Origin of the sequence: Pseudomonas mendocina, from assembly GCF_900636545.1 — a bacterium.
GTDB lineage: Bacteria > Pseudomonadota > Gammaproteobacteria > Pseudomonadales > Pseudomonadaceae > Aquipseudomonas > Aquipseudomonas mendocina.
This window is the reverse complement of the sequence record NZ_LR134290.1, coordinates 2,769,641-2,786,560: the sequence shown is the minus strand read 5'-3', so window position 1 is coordinate 2,786,560 and position 16,920 is coordinate 2,769,641. Positions and strand designations below refer to the sequence as shown.

Below are 16,920 nucleotides of genomic sequence, written 5' to 3'. Positions count from 1 at the left end.
AAGGGCAAGGCCACAATCTTGCGGCAGTTCGCCGCCAGAGCATCCAGCCCCCCGAGAATTTGTGCGAAGGCTTGCGAGCTGGAGCCCCGCTTTATAACGCAGCAGGGCTGAAGCGTAGCTGGCTTTACGCGAATTCTGAGCTTTTCCAACATCTTAGTGGAGAGATCACCTTGGTAGAGTACGTAGTTTCCCTCGATAAGCTCGGCAATCACGATGTTGAGCATGTGGGGGGCAAGAACGCATCCCTCGGCGAGATGATCAGTAACTTGGCTGGCGCCGGCGTATCGGTTCCCGGTGGTTTCGCCACTACGGCTCAGGCCTATCGCGATTTTCTCGAGCAAAGTGGCCTGAACGCCCAGATTCACGCAGCGCTGGACAGTCTGGATGTCGATGACGTCAATGCGCTGGCCAAGACCGGCGCGCAGATTCGCCAATGGGTGATGGACGCCGAGTTCCCCGCCGAGCTGGACAAGCAGATTCGTGAAGCCTTCGCCACCATGAGCGCTGGCAACGACAACATGGCCGTGGCCGTGCGTTCTTCTGCTACCGCTGAAGACCTGCCGGATGCTTCCTTCGCCGGCCAGCAGGAAACCTTCCTCAACATCCGTGGCGTGGACAACGTGATCCGCGCTGCCAAGGAAGTCTTCGCCTCGCTGTTCAACGACCGCGCCATCGCCTACCGCGTGCACCAGGGCTTCGATCACAAGCTGGTCGCCCTGTCTGCCGGTGTGCAGCGCATGGTGCGTTCGGAAACTGGCACCGCCGGCGTTATGTTCACCTTGGATACCGAGTCCGGCTTCCGTGACGTGGTGTTCATCACTGGTGCTTACGGTCTCGGCGAGACCGTGGTGCAGGGAGCGGTCAACCCCGACGAGTTCTACGTGCACAAGCCGACTCTGGAGGCTGGCCGTCCGGCAATCCTGCGTCGCAATCTGGGCAGCAAGGCGATCAAGATGGTCTACGGCGACGAAGCCAAGGCCGGTCGTTCGGTCAAGACCGTTGAAGTCGACCGTGCCGAGCGCGCGCGTTTCTGCATCACCGATGCCGAGGTCAGCGAGCTGGCCAAGCAGGCGCTGATCATCGAGAAACACTACGGCCGCCCGATGGATATCGAGTGGGCGAAAGACGGCGACGACGGCAAGCTGTACATCGTGCAGGCCCGTCCGGAAACCGTGAAGAGCCGCTCCAGCGCCACCGTGATGGAGCGCTACCTGCTGAAAGAGAAGGGTACCGTTCTGGTGGAAGGCCGCGCCATCGGTCAGCGCATCGGCGCCGGCAAGGTGCGCGTGATCCACGACGTATCCGAGATGGACAAGGTGCAGCCCGGCGATGTGCTGGTTTCCGACATGACCGACCCGGACTGGGAGCCGGTGATGAAACGCGCCAGCGCCATCGTCACCAACCGTGGCGGGCGTACCTGCCATGCGGCGATCATCGCTCGTGAGCTGGGCATTCCGGCCGTGGTCGGTTGCGGCAACGCCACCAGCGTGCTGAAAGACGGCCAGGGTGTCACCGTCTCCTGCGCTGAAGGTGATACCGGCTTCATCTTCGAAGGCGAGCTGGGCTTCGATATCCGCAAGAACTCGGTCGATGCCATGCCGGATCTGCCGTTCAAGATCATGATGAACGTCGGCAACCCGGATCGCGCCTTCGACTTCGCCCAACTGCCGAACGAAGGTGTGGGCCTGGCCCGTCTGGAATTCATCATCAACCGCATGATCGGCGTGCACCCGAAGGCGCTGCTGAACTTCTCCAGCCTGCCTCCGGAGATCAAGGACAGCGTCGAGAAGCGCATCGCCGGCTACGGCGACCCGGTCGACTTCTACGTCGAGAAGCTGGTCGAGGGCATCAGCACCCTGGCGGCGGCCTTCTGGCCGAAGAAGGTCATCGTGCGCCTGTCGGACTTCAAGTCCAACGAATACGCCAACCTGATCGGCGGCAAGCTGTACGAGCCGGAAGAAGAGAACCCGATGCTGGGCTTCCGTGGTGCTTCGCGTTACATCAGCGAATCCTTCCGCGACTGCTTCGAGCTGGAGTGCCGTGCGCTGAAGAAAGTGCGCAACGAGATGGGCCTGACCAACGTCGAGATCATGGTGCCCTTCGTGCGTACCCTGGGCGAGGCTTCGCAAGTGGTCGAGCTGCTGGCCAGCAATGGTCTGGCGCGCGGTCAGGATGGCCTGAAAGTCATCATGATGTGCGAACTGCCGTCCAACGCGCTGCTGGCTGAAGAGTTCCTCGAATTCTTCGATGGCTTCTCCATCGGTTCCAACGATCTGACTCAGCTGACCCTGGGTCTGGATCGTGACTCCGGCATCGTTGCCCATCTGTTCGATGAGCGTAACCCGGCCGTGAAGAAGCTGTTGGCCAATGCCATCGCCGCCTGCAACAAGGCCGGCAAGTACATCGGCATCTGCGGTCAGGGCCCTTCGGATCACCCGGATCTGGCCAAGTGGCTGATGGAGCAGGGCATCGAGAGCGTCTCGCTGAACCCCGATTCGGTCCTCGACACCTGGTTCTTCCTGGCTGAGGCGCAGCCTGCCTGAGAGCAGTAGCTGACGCGGAAAGAGGGCGGGTTGATCCCGCCTTTTTTCTGGGTAGTTACCCGAAGCCGTCGCCAGCGATTTGAACGTCGCTCCGACGGTTTTTTATGGGTTTCGTTCTTCTTTGTGGCACAGCGCCATTGCGGTTTTTCGATCCATGCAAAGCAGTAGTGAGCTTTTCCCCGTCGCGCTGATCAGTGCCGAGCTACGTGGCGATCTCAGTGAAGACGTCTATCGCCTGAAGCCCAACAACAGTCCGGATTCCAGTGTAGAGCTGGCGTTGACGCGAGTAGGCCTGGCGGATGCCGAAGGTGCGCGCGGCGTGCCTGTGGTGTTGCTGCATGGCAGTTTTTCCAACCGACGTTTCTGGTACTCGCCCAAGGGCATCGGCCTTGGCGCCTATCTGGCGCGTGCGGGGTTTGACGTGTGGATCGCCGAAATGCGCGGCCACGGCCTTTCGCCCCGCAATGAAGGCTATCGCGACAACAGCGTGGCGCAGTATGTGCACTACGACGTACCGGCCATCGCCGATTTCCTATTCGAGCAGACCGGGCAGGCCGCGCACTGGATTGGCCACTCGCTAGGCGGGGTGATCCTGGCGGCTGCGTTGGGTGGTGGTTATCTCGATCAGTCGCGTGCCAGCTCGGTTGCGTTGTTCGGCAGTCAGGTCAGCCGCAGCTACTGGCCGCTGAAGATACCTCCGATAGAGTGGGGCGCGCGTCTACTGCTGCGCGCCTTTCCTTACCTGTCCGGCCGGCGCCTGAAGCGCGGCCCTGAAGATGAACCTATCGGGCTGGCGCTGGAAGTTCTACGTTGGCTCAGGCTGTTCGGGCGATTCGGTGATGGGCGGAAGGACTGGTGGGCAGGCCTCGCTGAGGTGAGCGTACCGCTTATGGCCGTGGCAGCTGCAGCCGATTTCGATGATCCTGCCTGGGCCTGTCGCAAGCTTCTGGAGCAATGCAGCAGCGCGCCGAGGCACTTTCTACTGTTGGGTAAGGAGAAAGGCTTCAGCAGCGATTTCGGGCACATTGAAATGTTGGTCAGCAAAGAGGCGCAGCGCGAAGTTTGGCCGCTGACTGAATACTGGCTGCAATACCTGCGACTGCCTGTAGAGCTCACCGAGCAGGCCGCCGTTGCGGGTGTCTGAGCTATCGTAACGTTTCTTCGGCGAGTGCTTGGCGGTAAGATGTGACGCATCGTTTGGTGGCGGTCATTTCCTGGTCTTCCACTTGCCTGTCGTTCATTCATTGTCGAAAGGAGTTTGTCATGCACTACATCACCCCCGATCTGTGCGATGCCTACCCGGAGCTGGTTCAGGTCGTCGAGCCTATGTTCGCCAACTATGGCGGTCGCGACTCCTTCGGTGGGCAGATCGTCACCATCAAGTGCCATGAAGACAACTCGCTGGTGAAGGAGCAGGTCGATCTGCCAGGTCAGGGGAAAGTACTGGTCGTCGATGGCGGCGGCTCGCTGCGTCGGGCGCTGCTGGGTGACATGCTGGCCGAGAAGGCCGCCAAGAATGGCTGGGAAGGCATCGTGGTATATGGCTGCATTCGTGATGTCGACGCTATCGCGCAGACCGACCTGGGGGTCCAGGCGCTGGCCAGTCACCCGATGAAAACCGACAAGCGCGGCATCGGTGATCTGAACGTGCCGGTTACCTTTGGTGGTGTGACATTCAAGCCGGGCGAATACCTGTACGCCGATAACAACGGCGTGATCGTGTCGCCGCAAGCCCTGAAAGTGCCGGAATAAGCCGATGCAGGATCAGGATTCGGCACTGCTGCATGCCTTCGTACTCGATGGCCGCGGCGGGGCGCGCAGCATCAGTCGCGACGAACTAGACAGCCTGCAGCTAGGCGAGCAGGAGAGCCTGTGGCTGCACTGGGATCGTGGCCAGGTGCAGTCACAGCGCTGGTTGCGCGAAAACAGTGGCCTGGATGAATTCAGCTGCGATCTGCTGCTGGAAGAGAACACTCGGCCACGCCTGTTGCCACTGCCAGAAAATGAGCTGCTGGTCTTTCTGCGTGGTATCAATCGTAATCCGGGTGCCGAGCCGGAAGACATGGTATCGGTGCGCATATTCGCCGATGCGCGGCGGGTCATCTCGCTGCGCCTGCGCCCGCTGCTCGCGACCGATGCGTTGATTGCCGATCTGCTGGCGGGCAAGGGGCCGAAAACCTCTTCTGAGTTGTTGCTGGAGCTGGCTCGTCATCTCACCAGTCGCGTCGATGATCTAGTTGCAGAATTGAGCGAGTTGCTGGACGGTGAGGAAGATGCTCTCGATGACGACGAACGTTACCGTCCCGATCACGGCCTGATGCTGCAGGTGCGTCGGCGAGCGGCCAGCTTGCGGCGCTTTCTCGCGCCGCAGCGCGATCTTTATGCCCAGTTGGCGCGCAATCGACAGCCCTGGTTCGTCGAGGACGACGACGACTACTGGAACGAGTTGAACAACCGCCTGACTCGCTATCTCGAGGAGCTGGAACTGCTCCGCGAGCGTGTCGGTCTGGTGCTGGAGGCTGAGAATCGGCGTCTGGGTGAGCGCATGAATCGCATCATGTATCGCTTCACGGTGATCACCGGGCTGTTCCTGCCACTCACTTTTCTCACCGGGCTGCTGGGTATCAACGTCGGTGGTATTCCAGGCTCCGAAAGTCCGATCGGCTTTTTCGTCGCCTGTGGCCTGATGATCCTTCTGGCAGTGGGGCAAGTGCTGCTTTTTCGCCGTTGGCGTTGGTTGTGATGTGTGACTCATCCGCTGGCTACTACGTCTAGCCGTGACATCCCGTGAGGTGCGCATGCACGATCCATTCGAAGAGTCTCTACGCGATTTGCTCAAGTCATCGCCGTCCAGCCACGACGACGATGCTTGCTTGCACCGGGTTCTCAAGACCGCCAACCGTCAGGTCGGTGCTGGTGATCTGTTCAGCCTGATGGGGCACTGGGCACAGGCCCTGATGATCGCCCTGAACAACGGTTCGGCGCATGTCGCGCCGGTATCGCGCCGTACCCAATCCTCCGCTTCTGCTGATAAGGCCGACTGAAATGGAACTCGATCCCTGGACCCAAAGCCTGATTTCCGCGATGACCGCACTGTGGACCAAGGTTGCCGGATTCATTCCCAACCTGTTCGTCGCACTGGTGCTGGTGTTGCTTGGCTTCGTTGTCGCCAAACTGCTCGACACCCTGCTGTCCAAGCTGCTTGGCAAGGTCGGCCTGGATCGCCTGATGATGGGGACCGGCCTGACCAAGCTGTTGGCTCGTGTCGGTATTCACGCCTCGGTCTCGACCCTGATCGGCAAGATCGTCTACTGGTTCGTTCTGCTGATCTTCCTGGTTTCCGCTGCTGAGTCGCTGGGGCTGCAGCGCGTTTCCGCGACTCTGGATGTGCTGGCGCTGTATCTGCCCAAGGTGTTCGGAGCGGCCCTGGTGCTGCTGGCCGGCGTGCTGCTGGCGCAACTGGTCAGCAGCCTGGTGCGTGGCGCCGCCGAAGGTGTGGGCCTCGAGTACGCCAATGGCCTGGGGCGCGTTGCGCAGGGCCTGGTGATCATCATCAGCATCTCCGTGGCCATCGGCCAGCTGGAGGTCAAGACCGACCTGCTGAACAACGTCATCGCCATCGTGTTGATCTCGGTCGGTCTGGCAGTGGCGCTGGCACTGGGTTTGGGCAGTCGCGATATCGCCAGCCAGATTCTGGCCGGTATCTATGTGCGCGAGTTGTACCAGGTCGGGCAACAAGTGCAGGTTGGTGAGGTCGAAGGCCAGATCGAAGAGATCGGCACAGTGAAAACCACCCTGTTGACCGATACCGGTGAGCTGGTATCGGTAGCCAATCGAGTGATGCTCGAGCAACGCGTGAACAGTCGCTGACGCCAATCTGTTATTTTATGCAGCTGCCCGACAGGCGTGACCTGTCGGGCACTTTTCGTCCTGACCGTCGGCCCGACTCGTTTTGAACAAAGCTCAAGCCCTGCCTACGCGCTACGACCCCCGCGAGCTCACCGATGAAGAGCTGGTGGCGCGCGCCCATGACGAGCTGTTTCACATCACTCGTGCTTATGAAGAGTTGATGAGACGCTACCAGCGAACATTATTTAACGTTTGTGCACGTTATCTGGGGAACGAAAGGGATGCTGACGATGTCTGTCAGGAGGTGATGCTCAAAGTTCTTTATGGCCTTAAGAACTTTGAGGGTAAGTCCAAGTTCAAGACTTGGCTCTATAGCATCACCTACAACGAATGCATTACTCAGTATCGAAAAGAGCGGCGCAAGCGTCGATTGATTGACGCCTTGAGTTTGGATCCGCTCGAAGAAGCTTCCGACGAGAAGACACCCAAAGTCGAGGAGCGAGGCGGTCTGGATCGGTGGTTGGTTCATGTCAACCCGATCGATCGCGAGATTCTGGTGCTACGTTTTGTCGCAGAGCTCGAGTTTCAAGAGATTGCCGACATCATGCACATGGGCTTGAGCGCAACGAAGATGCGCTACAAGCGAGCATTGGATCGGTTGCGGGATAAATTTTCGGAAACTTCCGAAACTTAGTTCAGCTTGCCGACCACTAAGGGAGTGGCGAAACCTGATAAAATCGCCGCCAAGTTGCCGACTGAAGTTAACGGCGACTTATTAACCACCAAGATGGGGATTTAACGGATGAAAGTAAAAAACACCTTGGGCGTAGTCATTGGCTCTCTCGTTGCCGCAACCTCCTTCGGCGCGCTGGCGCAAGGCCAAGGCGCTGTCGAGGTGGAGGGCTTCGTCAATCGCTACTTCACCGACTCTCAGCGTGATTTCGCTCACGACGAAGGCAACCTGTTCGGTGGCAGCATCGGCTACTACCTGACCGACGACGTCGAGCTGGCACTGTCCTACGGCGAGTACCATGATCTGCGCGGCGAAGGCTCTCGCGGCAGCAAGAACATCAAGGGCAACCTGACTGACCTGAAGGCGATCTACCACTTCGGTCAGCCGGGTGTTGGTCTGCGTCCTTACGTCTCTGCCGGTTTCGGCCATCAGAGCATCGGCGACGCCAACGGTGGTGGTCGTAACCACTCCACCCTGGCCATCGCTGGCGCTGGCGCCAAGTACTACTTCACCGAGATGTTCTACGCCCGTGCCGGCGTCGACGCTCTGTACAACATCGACCAGGGCGACACCGAGTGGCAAGCTGGCGTGGGTGTTGGTCTGAACTTCGGTGGCGGCAGCAAGCCTGCTCCGGCTCCGGTCGTAGCTGCTGCACCCGAGCCGATGCCTGAGCCTGCTCCGGAGCCGGCTCTGGAAACCGTTCGCGTTGAACTGGACGTCAAGTTCGACTTCGACAAGGACCGCGTCAAAGAAGAAAGCTACGGTGACATCAAGAACCTGGCTGACTTCATGAACCAGTACCCGCAGACCACCACCACCGTTGAAGGTCACACTGACTCCGTCGGTTCTGACGCTTACAACCAGGGTCTGTCCGAGCGTCGTGCCAACGCCGTACGTAACGTGCTGGTCAACCAGTACGGTGTAGACGGCAGCCGCGTGAACGCTGTTGGTTACGGCGAAACCCGCCCGGTAGCCGACAACGCCACCGACTCCGGCCGCGCCATCAACCGTCGCGTTGAAGCCGAAGTAGAAGCCCAGATCAAGCAGTAATGCTTCTGGTGCTACAAGAAAAACCCGGCCTCGGCCGGGTTTTTTCTTTTCTGGAATAAAAAAGCCCGCCGAGGGGGCGACGGGCAAACAACGTCTTCTCCGGAGCGTGAAGCGGTCAGGCATGCAGGAGCTGGGGCATGCTGATCTGTGTGCTGGCGCGGGCGACTTCGCCGATCACCAGAATGGCCGGGCTCTTCAGGGCGAAGGCTGTTGCATCTTCCTGCATCGCGCCCAGTTGGCTGCGGCATTCACGCTGGGCGGGCAGAGAGGCGTTCTCGATCATCGCCACCGGCATCTCGGCGCTCATGCCGCCGGCGAGCAGGCCGTCGCGAATATCCGCCAGTTTGGCCACGCCCATATAGACCACCAAGGTGGTGCCGCTCTGCGCCAGGGCCGTCCAGTTCAGGCTGCTGTCGTCCTGGGTGTGGGCGGTGACCAGGGTCACGCCACGGGCAACGCCGCGCAGGGTCAGGGGAATGCCGCAGTTGGTGGCGCCGGCCAGCCCGGCGGTGATGCCGTTGACCATTTCCACTTCGATGCCGTGCTCGCCGAGCCAGTCGGCTTCCTCGCTGCCGCGGCCAAAGATGCACGGATCGCCGCCTTTGAGGCGCACCACGCACTTGCCCTGGCGCGCATAGCGCAGCATCAGGCGATGGATAAAGGCCTGCGGTGTGGAGCGACAGCCTCCGCGCTTGCCTACCGAGACGATGCGGGCGCCGGGGCAATGCTCGAGCACGGCCGGGTTGACCAGATCGTCAATCATCACGACCTCGGCCTGGTTCAGTGCCTTGACCGCCTTGAGGGTCAGCAGCTCGGGGTCACCGGGCCCAGCGCCCACCAGCCAGACTTTTGCATTCATGTTCACCACCTCTCTCGTGTCATGTGCCGGCGTTTGCCGCTGGCTCCCACGCTCCGGCGTGGGAACGGATTCGGGGACGCTCTGCGTCCCATGAGACGCGGAGCGTCTCGGCCTGCATACCCACGCAGAGCGTGGGTACGATCAATTCATGCGTTCACTGCAGTGGGCTGTTGCGCCAGCAGACGTTTGATTTCGGGGACACAGGAGCCACAACTGGTGCCGCACTTGAGCTCTTGCCTGAGACCGTCCAGATCCAGGCCGCGTGCGATGCCGGCGCATACCGCGCCTTCGCTGACGTTCAGGCAGTTGCACAGGGTCTTGCCACGCGTGTTGGCGGCTGCATTACCTGGCGGCGCGGAGACCGGGGCGAGCAGCCAGCGACGCAGGTCGGCGTCGGCCTGGCCGTCCAGCCACAGGCTTCTGAGCCACTCGCTGGCGGCGGTTTCGCCGGCCAGGCGGATGCTGACGATGCGGCCGTCCTCGATGCGCACGCGCTTGCCCACCGCACGGCGCGGGTCGTCGTAGGCCAGCACCGGACCTTCATTCAGGCGCAGCAGGCGGTCGATCTGCGCCAGCAGCTCCGGTTGCGGCGCCACGGCGCTGGCGGCGCGGATCAGCAGAGCGGGACGCTCGCGACCGGTGGGGGTGAGGCTGGCGTAGGCGAACTCCTCGAACAGCGGACGCAGGGCCTCGAAGCGGCTCTGCACTTCACCCTCGACCAGGGCGAACAGCCGCCAGGGCAGTTCGACCTTGTCCACCTCGACGCCGGCATGCTTGAGCTCCGGCTGCTTGGACAGCGGATCGAAGGCCGGCTGGGTCAGCACGTTGGTGCCCAGGCCCTTGAGGAAGCGGTCGCCCCAGTGCATCGGCAGCCAGGCCTGGCCTGGGCGCACCGACTCGTCGGCCTGCACCGGCAGGATCAGGCTGCCGCGGCGGCTGCGCAGCTTGACCAGGTCGCCGTCCCGCAGGCGACGACGACGTAACTCGTCCGGATGCAGGCCGAGTACGGCGGCCTCGACATGGCCGAACAGGCGCGCGGCGGTACCGGTGCGGCTCATGCCGTGCCACTGATCGCGCAGGCGGCCGGTGTTGAGAGTCAGGGAGAAACGCGCCTCGCGCTTTTCCTTCGGCGCGCGGTACGGGTCGGCATGGAACTGCGCGCGCCCGCTGGCAGTGGGGAATCGGCCGTCGGCATAGAGCCGTGCGGTACCCTGGCTCGCGCCGGGCGCAAACGGCCATTGTTGTGGACCTTGGTCATCGAGTAGCGCGTAGCTTAGCCCCGAGAGGTCGAGATCGCGCTGGGCGGTCAGGTGCTTGTATTCCTCGAACAGCGCCTCGGCGCTGGCGAAGTCGAACAGGCTGGGCAGGCCGGGGCGGAGCAGAGTTTCCAGGCGACGGGCGAAGTCGCAGGTGATCGACCAATCGGGCCGCGCCTCTGCGGGCGCTGGCACAGCACGGCGTACATGGCTGACGCGGCGTTCGGAGTTGGTCACCGTACCTTCCTTCTCGCCCCAGCTGGCGGCGGGCAGCAGCAGGTCGGCGTAGCGGCAGGTTTCGGTGGTGAAGAAGGCTTCCTGCACCACGACGAAGGGACAGGCGGCCAGGGCCTCGTGCACCTTGCTCTGGTTCGGCAGCGATTGGGCCGGGTTCGTACAGGCGATCCACAGTGCCATGATGCGGCCGTCGTGCACCGCATCGAACAACTCGATGGCGGACAGCCCGGGCGTCTCCGGCAGCGCGTCGACGCCCCAGTAGGCGGCGACTTCGGCACGGTGCTCGGCATTGCCGGCCTCGCGGTGACCCGGCAACAGGTTGCTCAGGCTGCCGGTCTCGCGGCCGCCCATGGCGTTGGGCTGGCCAGTCAGCGAGAAGGGGCCGGCGCCGGGCTTGCCGATCTGCCCGGTGGCCAGGTGCAGGTTGATCAGCGCGCTGTTCTTGGCGCTGCCGGAGGAGGACTGATTCAGCCCCATGCACCACAGCGAGAGGAAGGAGGGCGCTCGGCCGATCAGCTCGGCGCAGCGCTGCAGATCGTCCAGGCTGATGCCGCAAAGGTCGGCGGTGACTGCCGGGCTGTAGTCGCGCACCAGCTTCTTCAGTGCCTCGAAGCCTTCTGTGTGGGCGTCGATATAGGCGCGGTCGATCCAGCCCTCCCACAGCAGGATATGCAGGATGCCGTGAAACAGCGCCACATCGGTGCCGGGCAGGATCGCCAGGTGCAGGTCGGCCAGTTCGCAGGTGTCGGTGCGCCGCGGGTCAATGACGATCACCTTCATCTCTGGGCGGCGCGCCTTGGCTTCTTCCAGGCGGCGGAACAGCACCGGGTGGGCATAGGCCATGTTGGAGCCGGCGATCAGCAGGCAGTCGCTTTGCTCGATGTCCTCGTAGGAGCAGGGCGGACCGTCGGCGCCGAGGCTGCGTTTGTAGCCGACCACGGCGCTGGACATGCACAGGCGCGAGTTGGAGTCGATGTTGTGGGTGCCGACCAGGGCGCGTGCCAGCTTGTTGAAGGCGTAGTAGTCCTCGGTCAGCAACTGGCCGGAGATGTAGAAAGCGACGCTGTCCGGGCCATGTTCACGAATGGTTTCGGCGAACACCGCCGCGGCATGGTCCAGGGCGCTGTTCCAGTCGGTGCGCGAACGGGCCAGGCCCTTGCCCAGGCGCAGCTCGGGATAGAGGGCGCGGGCATCGAGGTCGCCGGTCAGGTGCAGGGTCGAACCCTTGCTGCACAGTTTGCCGAAGTTGGCCGGGTGGCTGGGGTCGCCGGCAACGCCGAGGATCTTCTCGCCGTCGTGCTCGATCAGCACGCCGCAGCCCACGCCGCAGTAGCAGCAGGTGGAGGCGGTGACTTGAGTGGGGCTGGCCATGTTCGGAGCTCCTGAGGCGCGGGGAAGTTCTGGTGGGAGGGGCTTCAGCCGCGACCGTCGCCGCTGAAGCGCCTCCCACAGGGCTAGCTGCTGTGAGCGAATGCCAGCAGCACGCGGCCATTCTCGACCCGGGCGTGGTGCCGATGAGCGCAGCCCACATCCGGCGCCACGGCGTCGCCGGACTCCAGCTCGATCTGCCAGTTGTGCAGCGGGCAGGCCACGCGCTTGCCGTAGATCAGTCCCTGGGACAGCGGGCCGCCCTTGTGCGGGCAGCGGTCGTCGAGGGCGAAGACCTCGTCGGCGGCGGTGCGGAAGATGGCGATGTCGCCCTTGGGGCCGCTGACGATTCGCGAGCCGAGCACGTTGATGTCGTCCAGGGCGCAGATATCCAGCCAGTTCATACGGTGGCCTCCTCGATTTGCACCACCTTGATGGTGTCGAACTCTTTCTTCAGTTGCGGCGTCTCGATGCGTTCCTTCCAGGGGTCCTGCTCGAACGACAGGGCGTAGTGCAGGCGTGCGGCCAGGGCCTTGCGGTTGGCTTCGTCTTCCAGCACCGCCTTCTTGATGTGCTCCATGCCGACGCGCTGCATGTAGTGCACGGTGCGCTCCAGATAGAAGGCCTCCTCGCGGTACAGCTGGAGGAAGGCGGCGTTGTATTCGCGCACTTCTTCGGCGGTCTTCACCTTGACGAAGAACTCGGCCACCTCGGTCTTGATCCCGCCGTTGCCGCCGATGTACATCTCGAAACCGGAATCCACGCCAATGATGCCGACGTCCTTGATGCCGGCCTCGGCGCAGTTGCGCGGGCAGCCGGAGACCGCTAGCTTGACCTTGTGCGGCGACCACATGTTGAACAGGTCGTGCTCCAGGTCGATGCCCAACTGGGTCGAGTTCTGCGTGCCGAAGCGGCAGAACTCGCTGCCGACGCAGGTTTTCACCGTGCGGATGGACTTGCCGTAGGCGTGGCCGGAGGGCATGTCCAGATCCTTCCACACCGCTGGCAGGTCGTCCTTCTTGATGCCGAGCAGGTCGATGCGCTGGCCGCCAGTGACCTTGACCATGGGCACGTTGTACTTATCAGCCACATCGGCGATGCGGCGCAGCTCGGAGGGGTTGGTCACGCCGCCCCACATGCGCGGCACCACCGAGTAGGTGCCGTCCTTCTGGATATTGGCGTGGGCGCGTTCGTTGATCAGGCGCGACTGCGGGTCGTCCTTGGCCTCGCCCGGCCAGGTGGAGATCAGGTAGTAGTTGAGCGCCGGGCGGCAGGTGGCGCAGCCGTTGGGCGTGCTCCAGTTGAGAAATGCCATGGTCTGCGCCATGGACGTCAGGTGTTGCTCGCGGATGGCCTTGCGAATCTGTCCGTGGTTGAGGTCGGAGCAGCCGCAGATGGCCTTCTCGCTCTTGGGCTTGACGTCCGCCGCGCCGCCAACGGTGCTAATCAGGATCTGCTCGACCAGGCCGGCGCAGGAACCGCAGGAGCTGGCTGCCTTGGTGTGCTTCTTGACCTCGTCGACCGAGAACAGGCCGTTCTCCTGGATCGCCCGGACTATGGTGCCCTTGCACACGCCGTTGCAGCCGCAGATTTCCATGCTGTCAGGCATGTTGGCGGTCTTGTCGGCGCCCTGGTGGCCGACGTCGCCGATGGCGCCTTCGCCGAACATCAGATGGTCGCGAATCTCGCTGACGTTGTGGCTCTCGCGGATCTGGCGGAAGTACCAGCCACCGTCGGCAGTGTCGCCATACAGACAGGCGCCGACCAGCACGTCGTCCTTGATCACCAGCTTCTTGTATACGCCGCCGATGGGGTCGGACAGCGTTATCGTTTCCGTTCCCTCGCCGCCCATAAATTCGCCGGCGGAGAACAGGTCGATACCGGTGACCTTGAGTTTGGTCGAGGTCACCGAGCCCTGGTAGCGGGAGAAACCGAGCTGGGCCAGGTGGTTGGCGCAGACCTTGGCCTGCTCGAACAGCGGCGCCACCAGGCCATAGGCGATGCCGCGGTGGCTGGCGCATTCGCCGATGGCGTAGACGCGCGGGTCATAGGTCTGCATGGTGTCGTTGACCAGGATGCCGCGGTTGCAGGCGATGCCGGCGCTCTCGGCCAGTTCGGTGTTGGGGCGGATACCGGCGGCCATCACCACCAAGTCGGCGGGAATCACCTCGCCGTCCTTGAACTTCACCGCACAGACGCGGCCTTCGCCGTTATCCAGCAGCTCGGCGGTGTGCTTGGGCAGGAGGAACTTCAGGCCACGGTCTTCCAGGGACTTCTGCAGCAGCTCGCCGGCGGTGCGGTCGAGCTGGCGCTCCAGCAGCCAGTCGCCGATATGCACCACGGTGACGTCCATGCCGCGCAGCTTGAGGCCGTTGGCCGCCTCCAGGCCGAGCAGGCCGCCGCCGATGACCACCGCATGCTTATGGGTCCTGGCGGTGTCCATCATGGTCTGGGTGTCGGCGATGTCGCGGTAGCCGATCACACCCTGCAGGTCCTTGCCCGGAATTGGCAGGATGAAGGGGTTGGAGCCGGTGGCGATGAGCAGACGGTCGTACTCGGCCTCGCTGCCGTCGTCGGCAATCACCAGGCGCTTCTTGCGGTCGATCTTGACCACCTTGCGCCCGAGCAGCAGTTTGATGCCGTTATCGGCGTACCAGTTGAGATCGTTGAGCACGATCTCCTCGAAGGTTTGCTCGCCGGCCAGCACCGGGGAGAGCAGGATACGGTTGTAGTTGGGGTGCGGCTCGGCGCCGAACACGGTGATGTCGTAGAGATTGGGGGCGAGCTTGAGCAGCTCTTCGAGGGTGCGCACACCCGCCATGCCGTTGCCGATCATCACCAGCTTGAGTTTTTGCATGCCGGCCATCTCCTGAGTCATTGATCACGGAAAAAAGTGGCCGCCATGAATGGCAGGCCAGAAAAACAAAAAAGGCGTCCCGCTAGTCACCTAGCGAGGACGCCTTTGTCCAGATCCCGTTCTATCGGGAAGTGCAGCCTTCTTCGTTGAAGGTCGCGCTTTATGTGTTTGCTGCCAGTAACAATGCAGCGCTTGTGCCAACTTTCTCGGAACCCTGTTTTCCCGGCTTTTCAGCAACTTGGCGGTGTGTAACGGCTGGGTTTATGCACCTTTGCGAGGCGTTTTGCGCTGCTTTGGTGCGAGCTGGGCTATTTGAACAGCAGCAGCGCCAGCAGCAGGTTGAGCAGCAGCGACACCAGCGCCACCGTGCGCCACACCAGCAGCGGCTCGCGCTCGAGCAGCGGCAGGGGATGGTTGTTCAGCGACTGACGCTCGCCGTTTTCCAGGGCCAGCAGCCATTCCTCGGCCGTCTCGAAGCGCTGTGCCGGGGTGGCGGCGACGGCGCGGTTCAACATCTCGTCGAGCCACGCCGGCACGTCCGGACGATAGCGGCTGGCCGGCACCGGCTGGCCGAAACGCGGGCGCTGGAAGGCTTCGACCTCGCCGTATGGATAGTGACCGGTGAGCAGGTGATAGAGGGTCACGCCGGCGGCATAGAGATCCTGCTGGGCGCTGGGCGGCGTGCCGATGAAGGCCTCTGGAGCAATATAGCTGGGGGTGCCGGGCAGGCTGTGGGTCTCGTCGCGCGTCAGGCCCGGACAGTAGGCCAGGCCGAAGTCGAGCACGCGCAGCTCCCCGTCGTCGCCAAGCAGCAGGTTCTCCGGCTTGATGTCACGGTGGATGATGTTGCGTCGGTGCAGCAGGCCCAGCGCCTTGATCAGGCGCGGCGCCAGGTCCTGCCAGTCGGCCATGCTCAGCGGGCCATGCTGCCGCAGGCGCGCGGCCAATGTCTGGCCGGCATATTGGCGCTGCACGTAATACAGGTGCTGGCGCTGCGGCAGGGCGTGCAGCTCGGGGAAATGGCGGCCGGCGACGCGGCGCAGGAACCATTCCTCCTGCAGCAGCGCCGGGCCGGCCTGCTCCTCACCGGCGCGGCTGGCCGGCAGGGTCTTGAGCAGCCAGGGCAGGTTGTCAGCATCGCGCACCCGGTAGATCAGCGACTGGCGTGATTCACCCAGCAGCCCTTCGACTCGCCAGCCTTCGAACTCCTGGCCATCGCGCAGACGCGGCGGCAGCGGCCAATGTTCGAGCTGGGCCAGGGTGTCAGCCAATGCGGCTTCAGGTAGCTGTTCGACCTTTACCAGCAGGGCACTGGCGTTGTCCTGGCTGCCGGCGCGGTGGGCTTCATTGACCAGTGCCTGACAGGTCGTTTCGGCGTCGTCGCTTTGCTGCAGCAACTCACCGATGCGCGTGTCGCTGAGGCAGGCCCAGACGCCGTCGCTGACCAGCAGGAAGTGATCGCCGGCCTGCAGCTCGCCGTCTCGGTAGTCCACCACCAGATGCTGGTCCAGGCCCATGGCGCGCTTGAGCACGTGCTGCATGTCCGGTTGCTCCCACACGTGGTCCTCGGTCAGGCGTGTGAGCTGGTGGTCGCGCCACAGGTAGGCGCGGCTGTCGCCGATATGCGCCAGGGTGTAGCGACGGCCGCGCAGCACTAGAGCAGTGAGGGTGGTGAGCAGCGGCTGGCCGCCGCCGTTGGCCTGTAGCCAGCGGTTATGCGCGATCAGTAGGCGATCCAGGCTGTGTTGCACCGGCCAGGTTTCGGGGGTGGAGTAGTAGTCCAGGGCCAGCGCCTGCAGGGTCGCGCGTGCGGCCAGGCCGCCGTCGGCGCACTGGCTGACACCATCGGCCAGGCCCAGCAGGTAGCCCTTGCTGGCGGCCAGGGCCGGCGCCGGGGTGACCACACGCAGGGCGTCCTGGTTCTCGCTGCGCGGGCCGGTGGCGCTGTTTTCGCCGATGCTCAGTTGCAGGGGCATGGGGAGTTTCCACAGATTCGTCAGTGGGGAAGGGCTGAGGCAAAGGCGGGACGGAGCCACGCGGTACAGGTGCGTCGCTGCCGACTTCACCCGCTTTTCCTGACCAGTGCAATGCCGCGCGGCTGGCCGGTCCCGCCTTTGCCTCAACGCTTCGGGTGGATTGAGCTATACCGATCCACCCTGGTTTGCATG

At 63.0% G+C, this 16,920-nt stretch carries 13 protein-coding genes; 8 read left to right on the top strand and 5 right to left on the bottom strand.

From position 1 onward, the window contains the following. Nucleotides 1-170: 170 nt before the first annotated feature. The 8 genes from ppsA to EL191_RS12850 all read left to right on the top strand — a co-directional run bounded on the left by ppsA (nt 171) and on the right by EL191_RS12850 (nt 8,175). Nucleotides 171-2,543: a phosphoenolpyruvate synthase gene (gene ppsA, locus EL191_RS12885; protein ID WP_017361005.1), complete on the top strand. Its 2,373-nt coding sequence runs from the start codon at nt 171-173 to the stop codon at nt 2,541-2,543. A 154-nt stretch (nt 2,544-2,697) separates the two neighbouring features. Then, nucleotides 2,698-3,687, top strand: a complete 990-nt coding sequence (locus EL191_RS12880; protein WP_041978973.1) for an alpha/beta fold hydrolase — start codon at nt 2,698-2,700, stop codon at nt 3,685-3,687. Nucleotides 3,688-3,806: 119 nt separating this feature from the next. Beyond that, complete coding sequence (rraA, locus tag EL191_RS12875) at nt 3,807-4,295, top strand: ribonuclease E activity regulator RraA (RefSeq protein ID WP_041978976.1); 489 nt, start codon at nt 3,807-3,809, stop codon at nt 4,293-4,295. 4 nt (nt 4,296-4,299) lie between these two features. After that, complete coding sequence (locus tag EL191_RS12870; RefSeq protein ID WP_013715736.1) at nt 4,300-5,286, top strand: CorA family divalent cation transporter; 987 nt, start codon at nt 4,300-4,302, stop codon at nt 5,284-5,286. Between the two features lie 55 nt (nt 5,287-5,341). Continuing rightward, entirely contained in the window at nt 5,342-5,587 is a 246-nt protein-coding gene (locus tag EL191_RS12865) for a hypothetical protein (protein WP_013715735.1), read from the top strand. Between the two features lies 1 nt (nt 5,588). Then, nucleotides 5,589-6,413, top strand: a complete 825-nt coding sequence (locus EL191_RS12860; RefSeq protein ID WP_013715734.1) for a mechanosensitive ion channel family protein — start codon at nt 5,589-5,591, stop codon at nt 6,411-6,413. An 82-nt stretch (nt 6,414-6,495) separates the two neighbouring features. Continuing rightward, complete coding sequence (gene sigX / locus EL191_RS12855; protein ID WP_013715733.1) at nt 6,496-7,086, top strand: RNA polymerase sigma factor SigX; 591 nt, start codon at nt 6,496-6,498, stop codon at nt 7,084-7,086. A 108-nt stretch (nt 7,087-7,194) separates the two neighbouring features. Next, the gene (locus EL191_RS12850; RefSeq protein ID WP_013715732.1) at nt 7,195-8,175 is read left to right on the top strand and encodes an OmpA family protein; all 981 of its coding nucleotides are present in this window, start codon (nt 7,195-7,197) and stop codon (nt 8,173-8,175) included. Nucleotides 8,176-8,290: 115 nt separating this feature from the next. On the opposite strand, the gene cobA is transcribed toward EL191_RS12850, so the two are convergent. The 5 genes from cobA to EL191_RS12825 all read right to left on the bottom strand — a co-directional run bounded on the left by cobA (nt 8,291) and on the right by EL191_RS12825 (nt 16,728). Further along, complete coding sequence (cobA, locus tag EL191_RS12845; protein ID WP_041978980.1) at nt 8,291-9,034, bottom strand: uroporphyrinogen-III C-methyltransferase; 744 nt, start codon at nt 9,032-9,034, stop codon at nt 8,291-8,293. Nucleotides 9,035-9,180: 146 nt separating this feature from the next. Beyond that, the gene (locus EL191_RS12840; RefSeq protein ID WP_041978982.1) at nt 9,181-11,898 is read right to left on the bottom strand and encodes a nitrate reductase; all 2,718 of its coding nucleotides are present in this window, start codon (nt 11,896-11,898) and stop codon (nt 9,181-9,183) included. An 83-nt stretch (nt 11,899-11,981) separates the two neighbouring features. Beyond that, complete coding sequence (nirD, locus tag EL191_RS12835; RefSeq protein ID WP_041978983.1) at nt 11,982-12,299, bottom strand: nitrite reductase small subunit NirD; 318 nt, start codon at nt 12,297-12,299, stop codon at nt 11,982-11,984. Then, on the bottom strand, nt 12,296-14,752 hold the full coding sequence (nirB, locus tag EL191_RS12830; protein WP_041979546.1) for a nitrite reductase large subunit NirB: 2,457 nt from the start codon (nt 14,750-14,752) through the stop codon (nt 12,296-12,298). The genes nirD and nirB overlap by 4 nt, the downstream gene beginning before the upstream one ends. 308 nt (nt 14,753-15,060) lie before the next feature. After that, the gene (locus tag EL191_RS12825) at nt 15,061-16,728 is read right to left on the bottom strand and encodes a bifunctional protein-serine/threonine kinase/phosphatase (RefSeq protein ID WP_041978985.1); all 1,668 of its coding nucleotides are present in this window, start codon (nt 16,726-16,728) and stop codon (nt 15,061-15,063) included. Nucleotides 16,729-16,920 lie beyond the last annotated feature (192 nt).

Bases quoted from the DNA above. Each gene is read 5' to 3' on its own strand.
- nirD (WP_041978983.1), bottom strand. From the start codon at position 12,299: ATGAACTGGCTGGATATCTGCGCCCTGGACGACATCAACGTGCTCGGC.
- EL191_RS12865 (WP_013715735.1), top strand. From the start codon at position 5,342: ATGCACGATCCATTCGAAGAGTCTCTACGCGATTTGCTCAAGTCATCG.
- nirB (WP_041979546.1), bottom strand. From the start codon at position 14,752: ATGCAAAAACTCAAGCTGGTGATGATCGGCAACGGCATGGCGGGTGTG.
- EL191_RS12825 (WP_041978985.1), bottom strand. From the start codon at position 16,728: ATGCCCCTGCAACTGAGCATCGGCGAAAACAGCGCCACCGGCCCGCGC.
- cobA (WP_041978980.1), bottom strand. From the start codon at position 9,034: ATGAATGCAAAAGTCTGGCTGGTGGGCGCTGGGCCCGGTGACCCCGAG.
- EL191_RS12870 (WP_013715736.1), top strand. From the start codon at position 4,300: ATGCAGGATCAGGATTCGGCACTGCTGCATGCCTTCGTACTCGATGGC.
- EL191_RS12860 (WP_013715734.1), top strand. From the start codon at position 5,589: ATGGAACTCGATCCCTGGACCCAAAGCCTGATTTCCGCGATGACCGCA.
- rraA (WP_041978976.1), top strand. From the start codon at position 3,807: ATGCACTACATCACCCCCGATCTGTGCGATGCCTACCCGGAGCTGGTT.
- EL191_RS12840 (WP_041978982.1), bottom strand. From the start codon at position 11,898: ATGGCCAGCCCCACTCAAGTCACCGCCTCCACCTGCTGCTACTGCGGC.
- EL191_RS12880 (WP_041978973.1), top strand. From the start codon at position 2,698: ATGCAAAGCAGTAGTGAGCTTTTCCCCGTCGCGCTGATCAGTGCCGAG.
- EL191_RS12850 (WP_013715732.1), top strand. From the start codon at position 7,195: ATGAAAGTAAAAAACACCTTGGGCGTAGTCATTGGCTCTCTCGTTGCC.